The sequence below is a fragment of the Candidatus Omnitrophota bacterium genome (assembly GCA_028707125.1).
Taxonomy (GTDB): domain Bacteria; phylum Omnitrophota; class Gorgyraeia; order Gygaellales; family JAQTUX01; genus JAQTUX01.
Genome location: JAQTUX010000001.1, coordinates 94,338 through 113,237, shown reverse-complemented (window position 1 = coordinate 113,237; position 18,900 = coordinate 94,338). Strand labels below are relative to the sequence as shown.

23 protein-coding genes and 3 tRNA genes are annotated in these 18,900 nt (G+C 50.6%); 25 read left to right on the top strand and 1 reads right to left on the bottom strand.

The window, feature by feature from the left end:
- Positions 1-4: 4 nt before the first annotated feature.
- From PHR44_00630 to PHR44_00530, 21 genes are all read left to right on the top strand, one after another.
- Complete coding sequence (locus PHR44_00630; GenBank protein ID MDD4909176.1) at positions 5-817, top strand: YicC family protein; 813 nt, start codon at positions 5-7, stop codon at positions 815-817.
- Entirely contained in the window at positions 814-1,389 is a 576-nt protein-coding gene (gmk, locus tag PHR44_00625) for a guanylate kinase (protein MDD4909175.1), read from the top strand. Before PHR44_00630 ends, gmk begins: the two co-directional genes overlap by 4 nt.
- Positions 1,390-1,402: 13 nt before the next feature.
- Positions 1,403-1,603, top strand: a complete 201-nt coding sequence (gene rpoZ, locus PHR44_00620; protein MDD4909174.1) for a DNA-directed RNA polymerase subunit omega — start codon at positions 1,403-1,405, stop codon at positions 1,601-1,603.
- Positions 1,604-1,614: 11 nt separating this feature from the next.
- The gene (locus PHR44_00615; protein MDD4909173.1) at positions 1,615-2,154 is read left to right on the top strand and encodes a flavoprotein; all 540 of its coding nucleotides are present in this window, start codon (positions 1,615-1,617) and stop codon (positions 2,152-2,154) included.
- A 2-nt stretch (positions 2,155-2,156) separates the two neighbouring features.
- Positions 2,157-2,228, top strand: a tRNA-Cys gene (locus PHR44_00610).
- A 28-nt stretch (positions 2,229-2,256) separates the two neighbouring features.
- Positions 2,257-2,339 (top strand) — tRNA-Leu (locus PHR44_00605).
- An 18-nt stretch (positions 2,340-2,357) separates the two neighbouring features.
- Positions 2,358-2,431, top strand: a tRNA-Val gene (locus PHR44_00600).
- 136 nt (positions 2,432-2,567) lie between these two features.
- On the top strand, positions 2,568-4,277 hold the full coding sequence (gene thrS / locus PHR44_00595; GenBank protein ID MDD4909172.1) for a threonine--tRNA ligase: 1,710 nt from the start codon (positions 2,568-2,570) through the stop codon (positions 4,275-4,277).
- The gene (gene infC, locus PHR44_00590) at positions 4,274-4,801 is read left to right on the top strand and encodes a translation initiation factor IF-3 (protein MDD4909171.1); all 528 of its coding nucleotides are present in this window, start codon (positions 4,274-4,276) and stop codon (positions 4,799-4,801) included. Before thrS ends, infC begins: the two co-directional genes overlap by 4 nt.
- 12 nt (positions 4,802-4,813) lie before the next feature.
- Positions 4,814-5,005, top strand: coding sequence for a 50S ribosomal protein L35 (gene rpmI / locus PHR44_00585; protein ID MDD4909170.1), 192 nt, complete (start codon positions 4,814-4,816; stop codon positions 5,003-5,005).
- 11 nt (positions 5,006-5,016) lie between these two features.
- Entirely contained in the window at positions 5,017-5,376 is a 360-nt protein-coding gene (rplT, locus tag PHR44_00580; protein MDD4909169.1) for a 50S ribosomal protein L20, read from the top strand.
- Positions 5,377-5,443: 67 nt separating this feature from the next.
- A complete protein-coding gene (locus PHR44_00575; GenBank protein MDD4909168.1) occupies positions 5,444-6,088 on the top strand; it encodes a TrkA family potassium uptake protein in 645 nt (214 codons plus the stop codon).
- Positions 6,089-6,102: 14 nt separating this feature from the next.
- Positions 6,103-6,765 (top strand): NAD-binding protein, encoded by a 663-nt coding sequence (locus tag PHR44_00570; protein ID MDD4909167.1) that lies wholly within the window; start codon positions 6,103-6,105, stop codon positions 6,763-6,765.
- Positions 6,762-6,920 (top strand): hypothetical protein, encoded by a 159-nt coding sequence (locus PHR44_00565; GenBank protein MDD4909166.1) that lies wholly within the window; start codon positions 6,762-6,764, stop codon positions 6,918-6,920. Before PHR44_00570 ends, PHR44_00565 begins: the two co-directional genes overlap by 4 nt.
- A 1-nt stretch (position 6,921) precedes the next feature.
- Positions 6,922-8,424, top strand: a complete 1,503-nt coding sequence (locus tag PHR44_00560; protein ID MDD4909165.1) for a TrkH family potassium uptake protein — start codon at positions 6,922-6,924, stop codon at positions 8,422-8,424.
- Positions 8,421-8,909, top strand: a complete 489-nt coding sequence (locus PHR44_00555; protein ID MDD4909164.1) for a DNA-binding protein — start codon at positions 8,421-8,423, stop codon at positions 8,907-8,909. The genes PHR44_00560 and PHR44_00555 overlap by 4 nt, the downstream gene beginning before the upstream one ends.
- Positions 8,858-9,910 carry a phenylalanine--tRNA ligase subunit alpha gene (pheS, locus tag PHR44_00550; GenBank protein MDD4909163.1) on the top strand — a complete coding sequence of 351 codons (1,053 nt, stop codon included), beginning with the start codon at positions 8,858-8,860 and terminating at the stop codon, positions 9,908-9,910. The genes PHR44_00555 and pheS overlap by 52 nt, the downstream gene beginning before the upstream one ends.
- Positions 9,911-9,997: 87 nt before the next feature.
- The gene (gene pheT, locus PHR44_00545; protein MDD4909162.1) at positions 9,998-12,031 is read left to right on the top strand and encodes a phenylalanine--tRNA ligase subunit beta; all 2,034 of its coding nucleotides are present in this window, start codon (positions 9,998-10,000) and stop codon (positions 12,029-12,031) included.
- On the top strand, positions 12,028-12,990 hold the full coding sequence (gene bamD / locus PHR44_00540; protein MDD4909161.1) for an outer membrane protein assembly factor BamD: 963 nt from the start codon (positions 12,028-12,030) through the stop codon (positions 12,988-12,990). Before pheT ends, bamD begins: the two co-directional genes overlap by 4 nt.
- The gene (gene lptE, locus PHR44_00535; protein MDD4909160.1) at positions 12,987-13,526 is read left to right on the top strand and encodes an LPS assembly lipoprotein LptE; all 540 of its coding nucleotides are present in this window, start codon (positions 12,987-12,989) and stop codon (positions 13,524-13,526) included. The genes bamD and lptE overlap by 4 nt, the downstream gene beginning before the upstream one ends.
- Before the next feature lie 4 nt (positions 13,527-13,530).
- On the top strand, positions 13,531-14,172 hold the full coding sequence (locus tag PHR44_00530) for a hypothetical protein (GenBank protein MDD4909159.1): 642 nt from the start codon (positions 13,531-13,533) through the stop codon (positions 14,170-14,172).
- On the opposite strand, the gene rpsT is transcribed toward PHR44_00530, so the two are convergent.
- Positions 14,158-14,421 carry a 30S ribosomal protein S20 gene (rpsT, locus tag PHR44_00525; protein ID MDD4909158.1) on the bottom strand — a complete coding sequence of 88 codons (264 nt, stop codon included), beginning with the start codon at positions 14,419-14,421 and terminating at the stop codon, positions 14,158-14,160. The two genes, PHR44_00530 and rpsT, sit on opposite strands and share 15 nt — an antisense overlap.
- Positions 14,422-14,469: 48 nt before the next feature.
- Between rpsT and PHR44_00520 the strand changes: the two genes are divergently transcribed.
- The 4 genes from PHR44_00520 to PHR44_00505 are packed head-to-tail and all read left to right on the top strand — an operon-like array spanning position 14,470 to position 18,842.
- Entirely contained in the window at positions 14,470-15,810 is a 1,341-nt protein-coding gene (locus tag PHR44_00520) for a phosphatidylglycerol lysyltransferase domain-containing protein (protein MDD4909157.1), read from the top strand.
- Positions 15,810-16,634 carry an exonuclease domain-containing protein gene (locus PHR44_00515; GenBank protein MDD4909156.1) on the top strand — a complete coding sequence of 275 codons (825 nt, stop codon included), beginning with the start codon at positions 15,810-15,812 and terminating at the stop codon, positions 16,632-16,634. The genes PHR44_00520 and PHR44_00515 overlap by 1 nt, the downstream gene beginning before the upstream one ends.
- On the top strand, positions 16,603-18,003 hold the full coding sequence (gene pabB / locus PHR44_00510) for an aminodeoxychorismate synthase component I (GenBank protein MDD4909155.1): 1,401 nt from the start codon (positions 16,603-16,605) through the stop codon (positions 18,001-18,003). Before PHR44_00515 ends, pabB begins: the two co-directional genes overlap by 32 nt.
- A 53-nt stretch (positions 18,004-18,056) precedes the next feature.
- Positions 18,057-18,842, top strand: a complete 786-nt coding sequence (locus PHR44_00505; GenBank protein ID MDD4909154.1) for an aminotransferase class IV — start codon at positions 18,057-18,059, stop codon at positions 18,840-18,842.
- Positions 18,843-18,900: the final 58 nt, after the last annotated feature.

The following is an 18,900-nucleotide window of genomic DNA, read 5'->3' as shown; positions in this document are numbered from 1 at the left end:
AGGTATGACCGGTTTTGGGTCGGCAAAAGGCAAGGCGGGCGCTTCCGAGGTTTCCCTGGAAATAAGAAGCACCAACCACAGGTTTTTGGAAATCGTCTTCCATTTGCCCGACGGGTTTTACTATCTGGAGGACAACCTAAGGAATATTATAGCCGCGAAATTAAAGCGCGGCAGGGTGGTGGCGGCCGTAAACATCACAGGCAGGCCTGAACAGCGGATAGTCCTGAACGAATCGGCTATCCGCCACTATGCCAGGGAAATAAAATCGCTGAGTAAGGAAGCGGGATTCGCGGCGACCTTTGACGCGGGTTCGCTTCTTGCCCTGCCCGGCGTGTTGAACGTATACGAAGAGCATAATGACAAGAGTAAATTGTCGTCGGCCATAACCGCGCTTGTTGTCAAGGCGCTGGATGATCTCGCGGGAATGCGCTGCAGGGAGGGCAAGACAATAAAGTCGGACCTGACTCACAGGATAGAGAGGGTCAGCCGGCTGGCGGGATCAATAGAGTCGCGCTTTAAAAAGGTAGTGGAAAGCAGGGTGAAGAGATTAAAGACGCCGGAAGAGCAAAGCGCCTTTATAAAGAATTCCGACATAACGGAGGAACTGGTAAGGATCAAGCACCATCTTAAGAATTTCCTTCGTAACCTCTGCAGGGACAGCGTAAGCGGCAAAGAACTGGATTTTATCGCGCAGGAAATACAAAGAGAGGCGAATACCACCGGCGCCAAATCAATAGACGCGCTTATATCATCAAGCGTGGTCAGCATCAAAAGTGAGATTGAGAAGATAAGAGAGCAGCTGCAGAACGTAGAATGATATTCATAGTTTCAGGACCTTCCGGCTCCGGCAAGACAACCCTGGTAGATAACGCCCTGAAGGCGGGCCTGCCTAAAAAGCTGGCCAGGCCCCTGTCTTTTACCAGCCGCCCTCCCAGGCATAACGAACAGGACGGCGCGGATTACCTTTTTATCAGTGAGGAGGAGTTTCGCGGGAAAATAAAGAAGGGGGAGCTGCTTGAATGGACAAAGTTTCTGGACGGGCTCTACGGCACGCCGAGGAAGGAGATAGACGATCTTATCCATATGGGCAGGGATATAATACTGTGCCGCGACATAAAAGGGGCGTCTTCTTTTAAGCGGCAATACCCCGCCGCGACAGTCACGATCTTTATTGTCCCTCCCTCGATAGGGGAGTTGGAGAACAGGATCACAAAACGTTCACATAAGACGACCAGGCCCGAGGTGCTTAAGCGGCTGAAGGAAGCAAGAAGGGAACTGAAATTCTCCGGCCGTTACGACCACGTCATAGAAAATGCCAATATTGACTTGGCAACCAGGCAATTATTGGATATAATTAAAAGTTACCAATCAAGAGGTAAAAAGGGCTAAACGGGGGGGGTATATGCAAGTGGCGTTAGAAAATCTGCTGGATAAGACGAATTACTCAATGTATAAGTTGGTTATTTTGGCCGCGAGAAGGGCGCTGGAGATCGCGGAAGGCGCTCCGCTGCTGTCCGGAGCTGTTGGGGCCGTCAAGCCGATAGCGGCCGCGCTGCAGGAGATAAGCGAAGGCAGGATAAAGTGCGCAAAGGGCGGTAAATAAGGACGGCATAGATGAAAACTAAAGAGGTTATTGTCGGCATCTGCGGCGGCATAGCGGCGTATAAAGCCGCGGATATTGTAAGGTCGTTCAAAAAAAGCGGCATAGGCGTAACCTGCGTAATGACAAAGGAGGCGGGAGAATTTGTCAGGCCGCTTACATTCCAGGCGCTCTCCGGCCGCAAGGTCTATCAGGATATGTTTGAAGTCCCCGACATCTGGGACGTTCAACACATCGCGCTGGCGGAAAAGGCCGATGCCTTGCTGATCGTGCCTGCCACAGCTAATATAATAGGTAAGCTTGCCTCAGGTATATGCGATGATCTGCTTACTTGTGTGGCCCTGGCCACAAAGGCGCCGGTGTTTATCGCCGCGGCAATGAATGAGAATATGTATGAACACAAGGCGGTCCAGGACAACATAGATAAGCTGCGTTCGTTCGGCTATAAGATGATCCATCCGCGTAAGGGAGAGCTTGCCTGCGGCAAGGTCGGTATCGGCTGCCTTGAGGACGTTGAGAAGATCACGGAAGAGGTAAAAAGGGCTTTGAAATAGATGGCGTGGTAGCCAAGCGGCAAGGCAGCGGTCTGCAAAACCGCTATTCACCGGTTCAAATCCGGTCCACGCCTTAAATTTAGCTAAGTGGGATTTAAAATCGGGCAAGTGGTGGAATGGCATACACGACAGACTTAAAATCTGTTGGCTGCAAGGTCGTGAGGGTTCGACTCCCTCCTTGCCCATTTCAGGATTAAAATTACGGGCTCATAGCTCAGTTGGTTAGAGCGTTTCCTTGACATGGAAAAGGTCAGAGGTTCGAGTCCTCTTGGGCCCATTTAAAAAATCCGACAAGGATTTTTTAAATGGCACTAAAGCGAGCGTTAAACGGCGCGACAAGCGCCGTAGCGAGCGTAGTGCCTAACATCAGCGACAAGCGAGGCAGTGAGCACAGTACCTAAGCAAAATAAATTATGGACTTGGATATTTTAAGACACAGCTGTTCCCACATAATGGCGCAGGCGGTGAAGGAGCTCTGGCCCGAAGTAAAATTAGCCATAGGCCCCTCCATTGAAGACGGTTTTTATTACGATTTTGATAAGAAAGAGCCGTTTACGGAGGCAGACCTGGAGAAGATAGAAGAGAAGATGCGCCGGATCATAAAGGATAACGAGCCGTTTAAAAAGGAAATGCTGAAGAAGAAAGACGCGGTTGCCCTGTTCAGGAAATTAAAAGAAGATTATAAGATTGAGCTGTTAAACGGGCTCAAAGAAGACGAGGTATCGGTATACAGGACGGGGAAAAAGTTCGTCGATCTCTGCCGCGGGCCGCATATCGACTCAACCGGCGGAATCAAGGCGTTTAAACTGCTTTCCGTTGCCGGGGCATACTGGCATGGAATAGAGACCAACCCCATGCTGCAGAGGATCTACGGCACCTGTTTTAATACGCAGGATGAGCTTAAGAAGCACCTGGATAATTTAGAGGAGGCGAAGAACCGGGACCACCGGAAGCTGGGAAAGGCGTTAGGGCTCTTTGATATATATTACGATAAGGCGGGCGCGGGATTGATCTTCTATCACCCGAAGGGCGCGGCGCTCCGCCGGATAATAGAGGATTATGAGAAACAGGAGCATCAGAAGCGCGGCTATCAAATGGTGATAACCCCGCATATTATGCAGGATGATCTCTGGCGCACCAGCGGCCATTATGATTATTATAAAGAGAATATGTACGCGTTGAAGGTTGAAGATAAGGAATTTATTTTAAAGCCGATGAACTGCCCGGGGCATATACTTATATATAAATCACAGACCAGGAGTTACAGAGATCTGCCTATCCGGTTCTTTGAACTGGGTACGGTTTACAGGCATGAAAAAAGCGGCGTTTTGCACGGCCTGCTCAGAGTCAGGGGGTTTACGCAGGACGACGCCCATATATTTTGCCGGGACTCCCAACTCAAGGCGGAGATACAAGGGGTGATAGATTTTGTTTTTGAGACGATGAAGAAGTTCGGCTTTGAGGATCTGGGCATAGAGCTGAGCACGCGGCCCGATAAGTCCATCGGCAACGATGAGGACTGGCAGCGGGCGACCTCTGCCTTAGAAGAATCCTTGAAAGATAAGGGCTTAGAGTATAAAATAAATGAGGGCGACGGCGCGTTTTACGGCCCCAAGATCGATATAAAATTAAAGGACGCCCTGAAGAGAGAGTGGCAGTGTGCTACTATCCAGTGCGACTTTGCCCTGCCCGAGCGCTTTGACCTTACCTATATTGATGCCGACGGCAAGGAAAAACGGGTTATAATGCTCCACAGGGTCCTGCTGGGCAGCCTTGAGCGCTTTATCGGAGCGTTGATCGAACATTACGCCGGGGATTTTCCCTTGTGGCTTTCGCCGGTACAGGCGCGCGTAATCCCTATCAAGGAAGATATCTCAGGTTACGCGGAGGGCATACAAGCGGAATTGTCGAGAAGCGGTTTCAGGGTAGAGGTGGATTCGCGCAATCAAACGCTGGACAAGAAGATCCGCGAGGCAGAGGTTGAGAAGGTGCCCTACATTCTGGTCGTGGGCAGGAAAGAGAAAGAGGCAAATACGGTTTCAGTTAGAAGCAGGATAAAGGAGAAGGGGAAACAGAGGGTTCTGAATATCGGAGAGCTCATAGAGGAGTTTAAAACACAATAAGGAGGAGGTGGTCAGTCATTAAAAAGAGCATCAGGATCAATGAGAGGATCCGCGCGCCGCAGTTGCGGCTTATCGGCGCTGACGGCCAGCAGTTAGGCGTTGTCGCTTCCAAGCAGGCGCTGGAGATGGCTATACAGCAGGAACTGGACCTGGTTGAGGTGGCTCCCCAGGCAAACCCGCCCGTATGCCGGATAATGGATTTCAGCAAGTTCAAATACGAACAGGAAAAGAAGGAACGGGAGGCCAAGAAACATCAACGGGTCTTTCATATTAAAGAGATCAGGGTAAAACCTAATATAGACGAGCATGACTATCAGGTCAAATTAAAGCATGTGAACGAATTCCTGAAGAAAAAATACAAGGTAAGGGTGAACCTTTTTTTCAGGGGCAGGCAGCTTGAGCACCGCGACCTGGGCCGGCGCGTCATAGATAAATTCATGCAGGATGCCCTGCAGGACGGGCAGGTGGAAAAACCGCCTATGATGGAAGGCAGGGTATTATCGGTTGTGATCGCGCCAAAGTAATGGAGGGGACTTATGTTTAAGACACACAAAGGCGTAGCAAAACGTTTTCGGCTTACTAAAAAAGGGAAGTTAAAGTATATGCACGCGGGTAAGAGCCATATACTTACAAAAAAGAGCTCAAAGAGAAAACGCCGTATGAGGCGCAAGGATTATGTCGGCAGCTTCAGGATGGAAAAACAGATTAAACGGCTTATGTTGCACTGAAGGAGGATTCAATGGCACGGGTAAGGCACAGCGTAGCGACTCATAAAAGAAAGAAGAGATTATTAAAGAAGGCAAAGGGTTATTTTCTGGACAGGAGCAAGCAGTATCAGCAGGCAAAGAGGACCCTGGACAGGGCGCTTGTTTATGCCTATGAGGGCAGGAAGGTAAAGAAGCGCACTTTCCGCTCGCTTTGGATCACGCGTATAAGCGCTGCCTGCAGAGAGGCCGGCACGACTTACAGCGCGTTTATGAACGCTTTGAAGAAAGCAAAAGTGAATGTTGATAGAAAGATTTTAGCGGAATTAGCCGCTGCTGAACCAAAGGTGTTTGCGAAAATATTGGAGCAAGTAACTGAAAAACCTAATAAATGAAAGGACCCCACACTTACGTGTGGGGAATGAGGATTCTACAGGCGTAAGCCTGTAGAGGAAGGTTACCATGTATGTCATAATCGTAGGCTGCGGCAGGGTCGGCTCTGAATTGGCGCGCCTTCTTTCCACAGAAGGCCATAATGTGGTAGTCATTGATAAGAATGAGGGCGCGTTCGCGCGCCTGGGCAGTTCGTTCAACGGGCTGACGCTTGTGGGCAGCGGCTTTGACGAAAAGGTGCTTAAATCAGCGGGTATAGATAAGGCAGAGGCATTCTGCGCGGTGACTAACGGCGATAACACTAATCTGGTATCCTCCCAGGTGGCAAAAAAGATATTCAATGTCCCCAAGGTCATCGCCCGCGTTTATGACCCTACGCGCGCGCATATATATCAGGCGCTGGGGCTCGATATTATCAGCGGCACAGTGCTTTTCGCGGCAATGCTGCGCGATAAGATAATTGAAAGCAAGTTCAGTTCGTATCTTATAGAAAGCAAGGACGTGGGGCTTTTGGAGATCGAGGCCGGCAAGGAGCTGGTTGATAAGCGGGTAGAGGAGTTGAACATACCGGGAGAGCTGATCATAGCCTCTATCAGGAAGATCAAAGAGGTTATTATACCGGATAAGGATACCCGCGTTAAGCTTGGCGATATTCTTATGGCGGTAGTCAGCATCAAGAGTTTGGCAAAGGTCCGTAAGATCTTTAATATCTAATTATAGGTGGTGTTATGTATATAGTCATAGTCGGAGCGGGAAAGGTAGGGCATTTTCTGGCGCTGCGCCTTTTGGAGGATAAGCACACCGTAGCCCTGATCGATAAAGATAAGGCCGTATGCGACGAGATGTCCAGGTCGCTGGACTGCCTTATAATAAGCGGCGACGGCTGCGACCCGGTATTTTTAGGGGAGGCAGGGGCAGACAGGGCTGATGTAGTCGCCGCGGTTACCGGCGACGACGAGGATAATCTTATAATCTGTCAGGTGGCAAAAGAGCGCTTCGGCGTCAGGAGGACCGTGGGCCGGGTGAACGACCCGAAAAATAACCATATATTCAACGACCTCGGCGTGGATGTGCCGATAGACGCCACAGTGATAATCTCAAAGATCATAGAAGAAGAGGTGTCCTTCTCGGATTTTGTCACGCTGATGAGTTTTAAGCGCGGCAAGCTTACCATAGTAAGAGTTGACCTGCCGGATGATTCACCAGTTATACACAAGGCGGTTAAGGACATACAGCTCCCCCCTGATTCCGTCCTGGTTTCCATCATAAGGGGCGATGAGGTGATCGTGCCCAAGGGAGATACCGTGCTTAAGCCGCGCGACGACATAGTAGCGCTTACCGTTATTAAGAATGAACAGGAACTCTTGAGCTGCCTCGTCGGCAAGATATGAAATTCAATCCCCTTAAAGCAGCCGCCTCATTTTTAAGGTCCGCGTATTCGTCTTTTACCGGAATACTCGTTGAACTGGGCCTGGGCGTATCCATCATTATTCTGGGTTTTGCCATAAGTATGGCCATTTTTTTCTTTATCGCTAAATTGACTTAAGATGCTGCTCAGGCCGCAATTTGAAGATATCAAGATAATCGCCTATTATCTGGGAAAGATACTTATCGGATTTTCCCTGTTTTTAGGCATTCCGCTCATCCTCGCCTTATCTTTAGGCGAGATTAACCCCGCCCTTGACTTCTGCATTGCCCTGTTGTCAAGTTTGATTATAGGGTTTGGCCTGGTCTCTCTTTGCCGGACCACAAAAGATATCAATTGGATGCAGGGTATGATCACCGTCTCTCTTTCCTGGCTTGCCGCGATGCTTTTGGGGGCGATACCCTTGTATTTAAGCGGGCACTGGGCATCTTTTCTGGACGCTTGTTTTGACGCGATGTCCGGGCTGTCTACGACCGGACTTGTGCTGGTGCAGGACTTAGACCATATATCTTATTCCCACAATCTCTGGCGGCACCTTACCATATTTATCGGAGGCCAGGGCATTATCATCACTGTGCTTTCTCTGATGGTGAGATCGGCGTCAGGGGCATTCAGGATGTATGTGGGCGAGGCGCGCGAGGAGCGCATCCTGCCGAATGTGGTGCAGACCGCGAGGTTTATCTGGATAGTCAGTTTTACTTATTTGTTTTTGGGGTCATTCGCGCTTGCCGCGGCAGCGCGGATTTACGGCATAAGCTGGCCCAGGTCATTTTTCCATGGGGTGTGTATTTTTATGGCCACATTTGACACAGGCGGCTTTACTACTCAGTCGCAGAACATACTTTATTTCCACAATCCGCTTATAGAAATGATTACAGTGCTGATTATGGTGTCCGGCGCCATCAACTTTAATATGCATTATGCCATCTGGCTTAGCAATAAGAAGGCGGTCTTCAAGGATATAGAGATAAGGACGTTCCTCTGGTCTATAGCGCTGCTGTTTGTTATTGTTGCCGCGGGGCTTGTCGGCTACCGCGTATACGCTTCAGGCCAGGCAGTATTCAGCAAGGGATTTTATCAGTTCATCTCCGCGCATACAACCACGGGGTATTCCACGATTTACAACGGGCAGTTCTTCTCCGAATGGCATCCCACGGCGATCTTTGGCCTGATCCTGGCTATGGCGTTAGGCGCCGGCGCCTGCTCCAGTTCCGGCGGTATCAAGATGCTCAGGATAGGGCTGATAATAAAGGGGACGGTGCAGAATATCAGGCAGTTGATGCTGCCCGAGGCAAGCCGCGTTTCAGAAAGGTTCTTTCATCTTAAGGAGATGTTCCTTGATGATAAGGCGGTAAAGAACGCCAGCATAGTCACATTATTCTATCTTACGATGTATCTTGCGGGCACGCTGGCGGCGATGTTTTTCGGGTTTCCCTTTATGCAGTCATTGTTTGAATCAACGTCGGCCGCGGCAAACGTGGGCCTGTCCTGCGGCATAACCTCGGCAGGCATGCCTAATACGCTTAAGATAATCTATATGTTCCAGATGTGGGCTGGCCGCCTGGAATTCATGTCCATATTTGTGCTTATAGGTTTTGTCATATCGGCTATAAGGGGTAAATGATGCGCAAATTATTCTTGCCGGCGGTATTTATTTTTCTTGCCTGCGGCCGTATTTGGGCGCAGCCGATTTCAAGCAACACATTAATTAACGAGGCGCGGAGTTTCGACGGCAAGCAGATAGAGTTTGAAGGCGAGGCAATAGGGGACCTGATGAGGCGCGGCGATCAGGCACTGGTGAATTTGCACGACGGAGATAACGCCATAGGCGTATGGATACCTGCCGCTATCATGCCGGAAATCAGCCATGTCGGCGCCTATAATGTAAAGGGCGACAGGGTTAAGGTGAAAGGCGTGTTTAACCGCGCCTGCGCTGTCCACGGCTCAGACCTGGATATCCACGCCTTTGAAGCAGCAGTAACGCGGCCGGGCAAGAAAATTAACGAGCCGCTTGACTTATACAAAAGGCGGCTGGTAATTATACTGACAGGATTGTTATGCTTGGTATTGACCCTCAGGATTTTAAAGAGCAGGCGCGTAAAGAAATAGGCGAAGCCGCAACGCGGAAAGAACTTTTTGCCCTCAAGGACAAGTATCTGGGCAGGAAAGGCGTTTTTGCTTCTTTGACCGGTTCCATACCCGGCCTGTCAAAAGAAGAACGGCCGCGGGCAGGCAGTATGATCAATGAGCTTAAGGCCGAGGTCAGCCGTTTAATAGGATCAAGGGAAGCGGAGATCGGATCCTCCGGAGCGGCCGGCTCCGTATGCGTTGACGCGGTGGATATCAGTATGCCTTCTGTCAGCCAGTACCAGGGCAATCCGCACCCGATCACGAAAACAATGGATGATATATGCGCGGTATTTGAGCGCATGGGCTTCGCGGTCGTGTTCGGACCGGAAATCGAAACAGAATACCACAATTTTACGGCGTTAAATATTCCGCTTGAGCATCCGTCCCGGGATGTATTTGACACGTTTTATCTTGAGCAAAAAGAGCAGGCAAACAGGCCGAAAGGCGGGAAGCTGCTGCTTCGTAGCCACACATCTCCGGTGCAGATCAGAGTGATGGAATCAAGGAAGCCGCCTATTGCCGTGGTCGTGCCGGGCAGGGTTTTCCGCCCCGACGCGGTGGACGCGTCGCATTCCTTTATGTTCCATCAGATAGAGGGGCTTATGGTGGATGAGGGCATAAACTTCAGCCACCTGAAAGCGGTGCTTGAGTCCTTTGTCCATTCCCTGTTTTCCGAAAAGACCCGGATGCGTTTCCGGCCGCACTTCTTTCCCTTCACCGAGCCGTCGGCAGAGGTGGATATATCCTGCATCATGTGCGGAGGCCGCGGCTGTTCCGTATGCGGCAGGAAAGGATGGCTGGAGATCCTGGGCAGCGGCATGGTGCACCCTGATGTGCTGGAGAATATGGGTATAGACAGCAGGAGGTATACCGGGTTCGCCTTCGGGCTGGGCATTGAGAGAATAGCCATGCTTAAGTACGGCATAAATGATATACGCTTATTTTTCGAGAACGATTTGAGGTTTCTAAGACAGTTTTAGCGATGTGGACCCCACACTCACGTGTGGGGAATGTCAAGCCAAGAACAGCACAAGGATACTACACACGTAAGTGTGTAGAGGACATGTATGAAAGTCACATACAATTGGCTTAAAGATTTTGTCAATATTACGCTCCCGCCGGAGAAGTTGGCGGATAAGCTGACCATGGCAGGGCTTGAAGTTACATCTCTGTCTAAATTCGGGGATGACCATGTGTTTGAGATAGAGGTCACCCCTAATCGCAGCGACTGTTTGAGCGTCTTAGGCATTGCCAGGGAAATAGCGGCGATCACAGGCAGGAGGATGAGGCCTGCCGCGGCCAAGAAGGCCGCTTCCCCGAGAAAGGCGCGTTCTTTTCCGGTCAAGGTGGAAAACGAAAAGGACTGCCCTGTTTATACGGCAAAAATAATACGAGGAGTTAATGTGGGGCCGTCTCCAAAATGGCTGGCTGAGCGCGTCAGCGCGGTGGGGCTTCGTCCGGTCAACAATATCGTAGACATTACCAACTATGTCCTCTATGAAACCGGCCAGCCGCTGCACGCGTTTGATCTGGATAAAATTAAAGGCGGTATCACTGTGCGCCGGGCAAAGCAGGGCGAGGAGATCATGGCCATAGACGGTAAAAAACGCCAGCTTAACAAAGATGTGCTGGTCATAGCGGATAACACCAGGCCCATAGCTATCGCCGGAGTCATGGGCGGCATAGATACGGAGATCAACGCGGGCACAAAAAACATACTTATTGAAACAGCGCTTTTTGACCCCATTGTTGTCAGGCGCGGGCGTTCTATCGCCGGGGCCTCTACCGACTCCTCCTATCGTTTTGAGCGGGGTGTCGACAGGTCCGGGCTGCCTGGAGCTTCAGAGCGGGCGGCAGGGTTGGTTATCAGTATCGCGTCAGGGCGAGACGAAGGGATGATCGTCTCCGGAGGGCTCAGTGCCAGGCCCAGGTCAATTATATTGAAGGAAGGCTCGGTCCCGAATCTGCTCGGCATAGATGTCTCAACGGCAAGAATAAAGGCGATCCTTGCCGCGTTGGGGTTTGGCGTAAAAAAACACGCGAAGGAAAAGCTCTCGGTAAGCATACCCTCTTTCAGGCAGGATGTGAGTATTGAGGCGGACCTTATAGAAGAGATCGCCAGGATATACGGTTATGATAATATCCCTTCCTGTTTGCCGGCGTTCCGGCCGCGGATAGACGAGGAAACCCTGCGTGAAATAAAATTGAAGAAGGGGCTCAGGGACGCGCTCATCAGCCAGGGATTAGACGAGGCCATAAGCGTAAGTTTGCTTAATTATAAGCTGTTAGAGGCGTTGGAATATCCGGCTGATGAATTGCGCTCCATAGTTAATCCGCTTAATTCCCAACAACGCGTTTTGCGGCCCACGCTGCTTTGCGGCCTGCTCGATGCCGTGAGGACAAACCTTAACCAGAGGCAGGATAGAGTCGCTGTTTATGAATGGGGCAGGAGGTTTTTCAAAGATACCGAGGAGGATACGCTGGCTTTTGCCTTAAGCGGAGAAAATATAAAATGCCTCGCGCAAGGCATCAGCAGGGAGGGGTATTCGCTGTTTCACGCGAAGGGCGTAATTGAGGGGATATTCCGCGGGCTGGGCATAAATGATTACGGGATTGAAGAGGGCTGTTGCGTGTTCTTTGCCGAAGGGAGGTCGTTTTCCCTGGCCGCCCAAGGCGATAAATTAGGCGTATTTGGAGAAATTGAGGCCGGTATCCTGGACACTTTCGGCATTAAGAACGCGAAGGTCTTCGCGGCTGAGATACAAATAGAGAAGGTTTTCCGTATTGCCGACCTTAGCAGGCGATACAGCCCCCTGCCGTCCTTTCCGTCCATAAGGCGCGATATCAGCCTGATACTGAAAAGCGGGATACCGGCGCGAGAGGTAAAAAGGGTGATCGCAGGCAGCTCCGCGGATACCCTGAAGGATGTATCCGTAGTAGATTGTTATCGCGGCAAGCAGATACCAGAAGGGTATAAAGGGCTTATGTTGGCCTGCCTGTACCGTTCTGATGACCACACCCTGACCGACGAAGAGGCAAACAGCACGCACGATAACGTGCTTAAGGCGCTTGTCAAAGAGCTCAAAGCGGAGATCCGATGAGAAATAAATGGCCGATACTCTTATTATTTTTATTTATCAATACTGTGATTCTTGCCCCGCAGGCGCAGGCCTTCTGGGTATGGACGCCCAAGACAGGCAGGTTCGTAAACCCGAAGCACGCGGTAAAACAGAACCCCAAAGAGCAGCTCAATTTCGCGTTAGGATTTTTTAACGCGGGAGATTATATCCCGGCCGCAGAAGAGTTTAAGAAACTCATAAAGTATTATCCTAAATCACATGAGGCCTCCGAGGCGCAGTTCTATCTGGGGGAGTGTCTTATGAAGCAGGCAGATTTTTATTCCGCCTACAAGGCATACCAGAAGGTCATAGATAAGTATCCTTTCAGCGAGCGCATTCAGGAGATCGTTGAGAAGGAGTACGCGATAGCGGAGAAATTCATATCCGGAGAAGCGGAGCGCAAGGCATTGGGGTTGAGGCTGCCGGTTGACAATCCGGCCATTGAGATATTGGAGCAGATAATAGAAAATTCCACCTACGGCCCGTTGGCGCCGGTAGCGCAATATAAATTGGGGCTGATCCTGAAGGATCTCGGCAGGCTATACGAGGCAGAGGAGGCGTTTGAGAAGGTGGCCAACAATTACCCTGCCAGCGAATGGGTCGCCGCGGCCAGGTTTCAGCTGGCCTCTACAAAGGCAGCCACCTCAACCGGCCCGGAATACGATTCCGGAGCCGCGGGCGAGGCAAAAAAAGGATTTGAGGATTTTCTCAAGGTCTATCCTGACGCGGAGCTGTCCCAGAAGGCCAGGGATAATATAACCAGGATCAAAGATAAGGAGGCGCAGTTTAATTTTGATACGGCAAGGTTCTACGAGAAGCAGAAGGAATATAAGGCAGCCGCGGTCTATTATAAGATCGTCCTGGACGATTATCCCGACAGCAAGTTTGCTTCTGAGGCGGTCGAGCGGTTGTCGATCATAGAAAATATGGAGGGTAAATGAGGCCAAGGATCTTGATCTATATGATTGCGGCGCTTTTTCTCTTTTCCGGCTGCGGCTACAGCACGCGTTCGTTGATAAAATCCAGGTTTAAGACCGTGTATGTGGAGCCGGTGAAAAATAAAGTTGACATCACGCAGGAGGCGGCAAACCAGCGGCTTTTCAGGACCTACCACCCGCTTCTGGACAGGGACATAACCAATGCCATAATAGAAAGATACGCCTTTGAAGGTGGGCTGCGCCTGGCGCAGCCGCGGGACGCCGACATTATTCTAAAGGCGGAATTGATAGATTACCGCAGGGACGCCTTAAGGTATGACGACAATGACGACGTTCTTGAATACCGCCTGACGCTGATACTGAATATGGCCCTCCGGGATAATAAGAATGATGAGGAGGTGTGGTCTGAGGCCAATTTTTCCGGAGATACCACTTATTTCGTCACCGGTTCCCAGGCCAAATCAGAATCAAGCGCTGTAGATGCCGCTATCAAAGATCTCGCCAAGCGCGTGGTTGAGAGGACCATAGAAGATTGGTGAGCCCATGGTCTATTTATTATTGGGAGACAACGAAGAAAAGAAGCAGGCGCGGATAGACCAGTTTAAACAGGCATGCCTTGCCGGTTGCCTTGAGCAGTTCAATTACGAAAACCTCGCCTCCAAAGGGCTCACCGTAAAGGATCTGCAGGAGGCGTTGTCGCGCCTTCCCACCCAGGGCGTAAAGAAACGCCTGGTCTTGATCCGCGATGCCCAACGACTAAAGCCGCAGGTAAAGGAATCCCTCATCGCTTATTCCGGCAAGCCGTTTTCCCACGTTGTTCTCGTGTTAACAGCGGGAGGGGACGGGGAACAGGATAAGGCCGCTCTCGCCTACAGCGCGGGCAATATAAAAATAGAAAAGATCGGCTTTGCCAGGAAAAACAACGCCTTTGACCTGGGCAGGGCGGTGGCAGGCAAAGACATAGGCGCGGGCCTGCGCCTTCTTAATTACCTGCTGCATAAAGGCGAAAGCCCCGAGAGGATACTGGGCGCCTTAAGGTATCAGTTGATGAAAGATTCCCTCGCGGACACGCAGAGGCAGAGGAATCTATCGGCGCTGCTCGGCACGGAATTAGACATAAAGACAGGGCGCCTGCGGCCTGCTCTGGCGCTGGAGAAATTAGTTATAAAACTATGCTGTTTTTGAGATTTTACTGCTGAGGCGGGATTTTTTGCGCCCGGCGGTATTTTTGTGGATGATCTTTTTTTTGGCTGCCTTGTCTAATTTAGAGAATACCGTTTTCAGCGATGCCCTGGCTTCTTCCATTTTTCCCGAAGACACAAGCGCCAAAAAGTCCTTGATAGTTTTTCTCAGGTTGGCCTTTATTCTCTGGTTGCGGGCTTTTCTCTTCTTGTCAACCCGCATTCTCTTTACGGCGTTTCTTCTTTGCGGCATATGCGTAACTCCTTTCTTGAGAAAGAAATATAACATACATTTTCTGATATGTCAACATTTAATACGCTTCAGCAATTTGTCCCCAACGATGTGTGCCTGAGTTGCCGGGTCTGCTGCCGCTTCGCGGATAAGGAAAGCGTGTTCCGGCCCTCGCTTTTGAAGGAGGATAAAGAGGGGCTGAGAGAGCAAGAGAGCAGGATAGCGCTTAAGGAGTGCTCAGACGGTTTATATTGCTGCGAGTTCTTTGATAAAGAAGGCAACCGCTGCTCGGTATATGATCTCAGGCCGTTTGAGTGCCGGATCTACCCTTTTGTCATAGTCAGGCATAACGGCAGGGCCTATTTGGGCATTGACTCAAACTGCCCTTATGCCGAAGAAAACAGGCGGTCAGGAAAACTCCTTGAATACGCGGAATATCTCCGTGATCATTTGCTGGCCAGGGCGGATCTAAGCCGGATACATTCGCTTGCCTGCGATTACGGCGGCTCTGTTGAGCCGCTTAAAGAAATTGAGCGCGTATCTTTGAAGGAAATCGCCCTGGGCGACAGGGCATTCATAGAGGGTTATTTAAAGCCCGGAGAGCATCGGCTTTCGGCGTATTCTTTTGCCGGCGTATACATCTGGAAGGATTTTTTTGATATAAGGCAGGCCGTATTTGACGGCGGCCTGTTCATATTGTTTAAGAACGGCTCAGGCGCGTTCTTATATCTTAACCCTTTGGGCAAGGGCGCCGACCTGTCCGCCGTAAATTATATCAGGGATGTCCTGAAGGCGGCAAGGATCGATAACGTAGAGGAGGATGCCGCCGAAGAATTCAGGCGCTCAGGGCTGCGCGTGGAAGAAAGGGGCAGGGAGTACGTGTATCTTAGAGAGGAACAGGCCGCTTTAAAGGGCGGGAGGTTCAAGTCAAAGCGCGCGGACATAAATTATTTTTTGAAGAATTACAGGTTCCAATACCGGCCCTACAAAGAAAGCGATAAGGACGCCGCCGTATCTCTGCTTGAGGAATGGGCCAAAGGCAGGAAGGACGCGTCAAGGGACAGGACGCACGATCTTATGCTTGAGGACGCCCTGCGTTATCACAGGCGGGTATTTGAGGACTGCAAAGGGCTTGGCCTGGCAGGCAGGGTCGTTGAAGTGGAGGGCCGCCTGCGCGCATATTCATTCGGGTTTGAGCTGAACACGCGGACGTTCTGCGTATTGCTTGAGGCGGCGGACCTGAAGATCAAGGGGCTGGCGCAGTTTATATTCAGGGAGTTCTGCAAAGAGAGGAAAGAGGAATTTATCAACGTTATGGATGATTCCGGCCTGGAGGATTTAAGGAAGACCAAGCTTTCTTACCGGCCGCATAGAATAGAGAATTACTATACGGTATTACTGGAGAAATAATGACCGGCAAGAGTATAAATGACGTGGACGTGGTCATATTTGACACGGAGACAACCGGGCTCGACCCCTTTTCCGGAGACAGGATCGTGGAGATCGCCGCCGTAAGGCTGCGCGGCAAGGTCCATCTGGCCACTTTCTGTTCGCTGGTCAATCCGGGGAGGGATGTTTCTGAGGCAGCGTTCAAGGTGAACCATATAAGCGAAGACATGCTCAGGGGCGCGCCGGAAAGCCGCCGGATAATGCCCGGATTCCTGGATTTTATTAAAGGGGCGCTCCTGGCTTCTTATAATACTAACTTTGATCTGGGGTTTCTGGACATAGAGCTGAAGATGCTGGGCAAGGCCCTGCCCGCGGACCTATACGCGGTGGATATATTGATCATGGCCAGGAGGCTGATGCCCGGTTTAAGCGGGTATTCGTTGTTGAACGTGGCAAGGACGCTGGGCATAAGTTCGGGCCAGGAACACAGGGCGTATGAAGACGTGGTCCTGACCATAAGGGTTTTTGAAAAACTAAAGGAGATCCTGATCTCAAAACGGATCGATGATACGGATTCCCTGCTGCGCCTTTTTTCCGTAAACACGGATACTTCCCGTAGAATGCTCCAGCAGAGGGTTGCCGAGCTGCAGGAGGCGATCGACCTTAAACTAAAGCTGAAACTCAGGTATCTGTCGCGCTCAAACAGCGAGGTTACGGAAAGGAACGTGGAGCCGCTGGAGATAAAGCAGGAACGGGGAAAGTATTACCTCGTGGGCAATTGTTATTTGAGGCAGGACAAAAGGACGTTTAACGTTGACAGCATATTACATCTGGAAGTCGTTTAACAAATGGGCCAGCCCCCATATCGTATTTGAGGCATTGCCCGAAGATGAGGGCAGCTTCTTTTTAGAAAGCGGCATGCCTTACGGCTATGACGGCAGGTATTCTTTCATGGGGTTTGGGCCGGCGCTCACGCTGAAGACGGACAGCCTGCGGCTCATTGATGAGTTGGGCCGTATTTTGGCCGTTTATAAAATTCCGCCGCTTCCCATTGCCCCGTTCCTGGGCGGAGCGGTAGGGTATTTTTCCTATGACCTGGGGTTCCGGCTTGAGAAGATAAGGCAGGGTAAGGCGCTGGATGATCTGGGCCTGCCGGAATGCGTACTTTATTTTTATAACTGCGCCCTCATATTTGACCACGCGAAAAGGCAGGTCATTGCTTTTTCCTGCGGCTTCCCCGAGAAAAGCCCGGCCTTACAGAAGAAAAAAGCAGAAGAGGGCTTTAAAAGAATAAATAGATTGTTGAACGCAGGCGCGCGCAGATCAGATTTTCAAAGATCCGCGTTAAAGAATTCATCCTTTGAGTCCAACCTGACCAAAGATGAATACCGCGGGCGGATAAGACAGGCAAAGCGCTACATAAGCGAAGGGGATATTTATCAGGTCAATTTCTCGCAGAGATTCAGAGTGAGCAGCGGGGCGCGCGCCGCGGATATCTATCAGCGGTTAAGGCGGTTCAGCCCGTCTAATTTCAGCGCGTATCTTGATTGCGGGACTTTTCAGATAGCCAGCTCTTCTCCGGAGAGGTTCCTCAAGGTGGATCAGGGCAGGGTGCGTACTCAGCCGATGAAGGGGACGAGGCCGAGGGGCTCAAACAGAAGCGAGGATATGTCTTTGAGGAGGCAGTTATTGATCAGCCCCAAGGATAAGGCAGAGCTGCTTATGATAGTGGACCTGGAAAGGAATGATCTGGGCAGGGTGTGTGAATATAACACGATAAAGGTGGATGATCTGAGGCGGCTTGAGCGGTATAAGACGGTTTTCCAGACCACTGCCGTGGTAAGCGGCCGGCTAAAACAGGGCGCGGGCATAAGCGATCTGATAAAAGCGGCATTTCCCGGCGGCTCGATCACCGGCTGCCCTAAAATACGCTCTATGGAGATAATAGATGAGCTTGAGCCGCATAAACGCGGGATATATACCGGCTCTTTGGGGTATTTCAGTTTCTCGGGCAGCGCCGATTTGAATATTTTGATACGCACTATTTTGAAAAAGGGCGATGATCTGTATTTTCATACCGGAGGCGGCATTGTCGCGGACTCCGACCCGCTTAAGGAATACGACGAGACATTGGTCAAGGCGCGGGCAATGATGCAGGCAGTAGGAGTGGACCCCACACTTACGTGTGGGGAATGGCAAACTAAGCATAGATAGCTGATACTACACACGTAAGTGTGTAGAGGGAATGCATGAGAGAGCTTTTCTGTTTGAATGGTAGGATTGTTCCAAGAGAAAAGGCGGTGGTGTACTCGCAGGACCCGGGGTTTCTTTACGGGTTCGGGGTATTTGAGACGCTGTTGGTATGCGAAGGCAAGCCGGTTTTTTTGAAGGAGCATATCGGCCGGCTGAGAAACAATGCGCGGACGTTAGGCATATATATAGGTAAAGATCTGCGCGCGGGTATAAATGCCGTTCTAAATAAAGCCGACTTCAAAACCGCGCGTATGCGCGTAAATGCCTGGAAGGGCGTAAAGGGGAGCAATATCCTCATTTCGTTAAATAGTTTTACGCCTCCTACCGGCGCTGAATACGACAGAGGATTTAAAGTAATTATCTCCAGATTCAGGATCAATGAGTTATCCGGTATAGCCGGGATAAAATCACTGAATTATCTTATTAACGCCCTCGCGCGCGAGGAAGCAGAAAAGATGGAAGCGGATGAGGCGCTGCTTTTGAATACCAGGGGTCTTGTGGCAGAGGGCTCGCGCTCAAATATATTTTTGGTAGAAAATGGAAAATTGATCACACCCGCGCTTTCCTGCGGATGCCTCGCCGGGATCACGCGCAAAGTGATCATGGATGCCGCGGAAAGAAGCGGCATAGAGGTTATTGAAAAAGATGTGCGGCCGGATCATCTATTTAAGGCGCGGGAGGTATTCATTGCAAATTCGCTTATCGGGCTTATGCCGGTCGCGCGGATAAATAATCGGCGGATCAATCGATCGGGGAAGGATGGAATATACAAATTGCTTGCGCGGGAGTATAATAAGTGAGGACACGACTTATGGAGCAGTCGCTTCGCGCCTAGCGACGTAAGTTTGGGCCTCATTT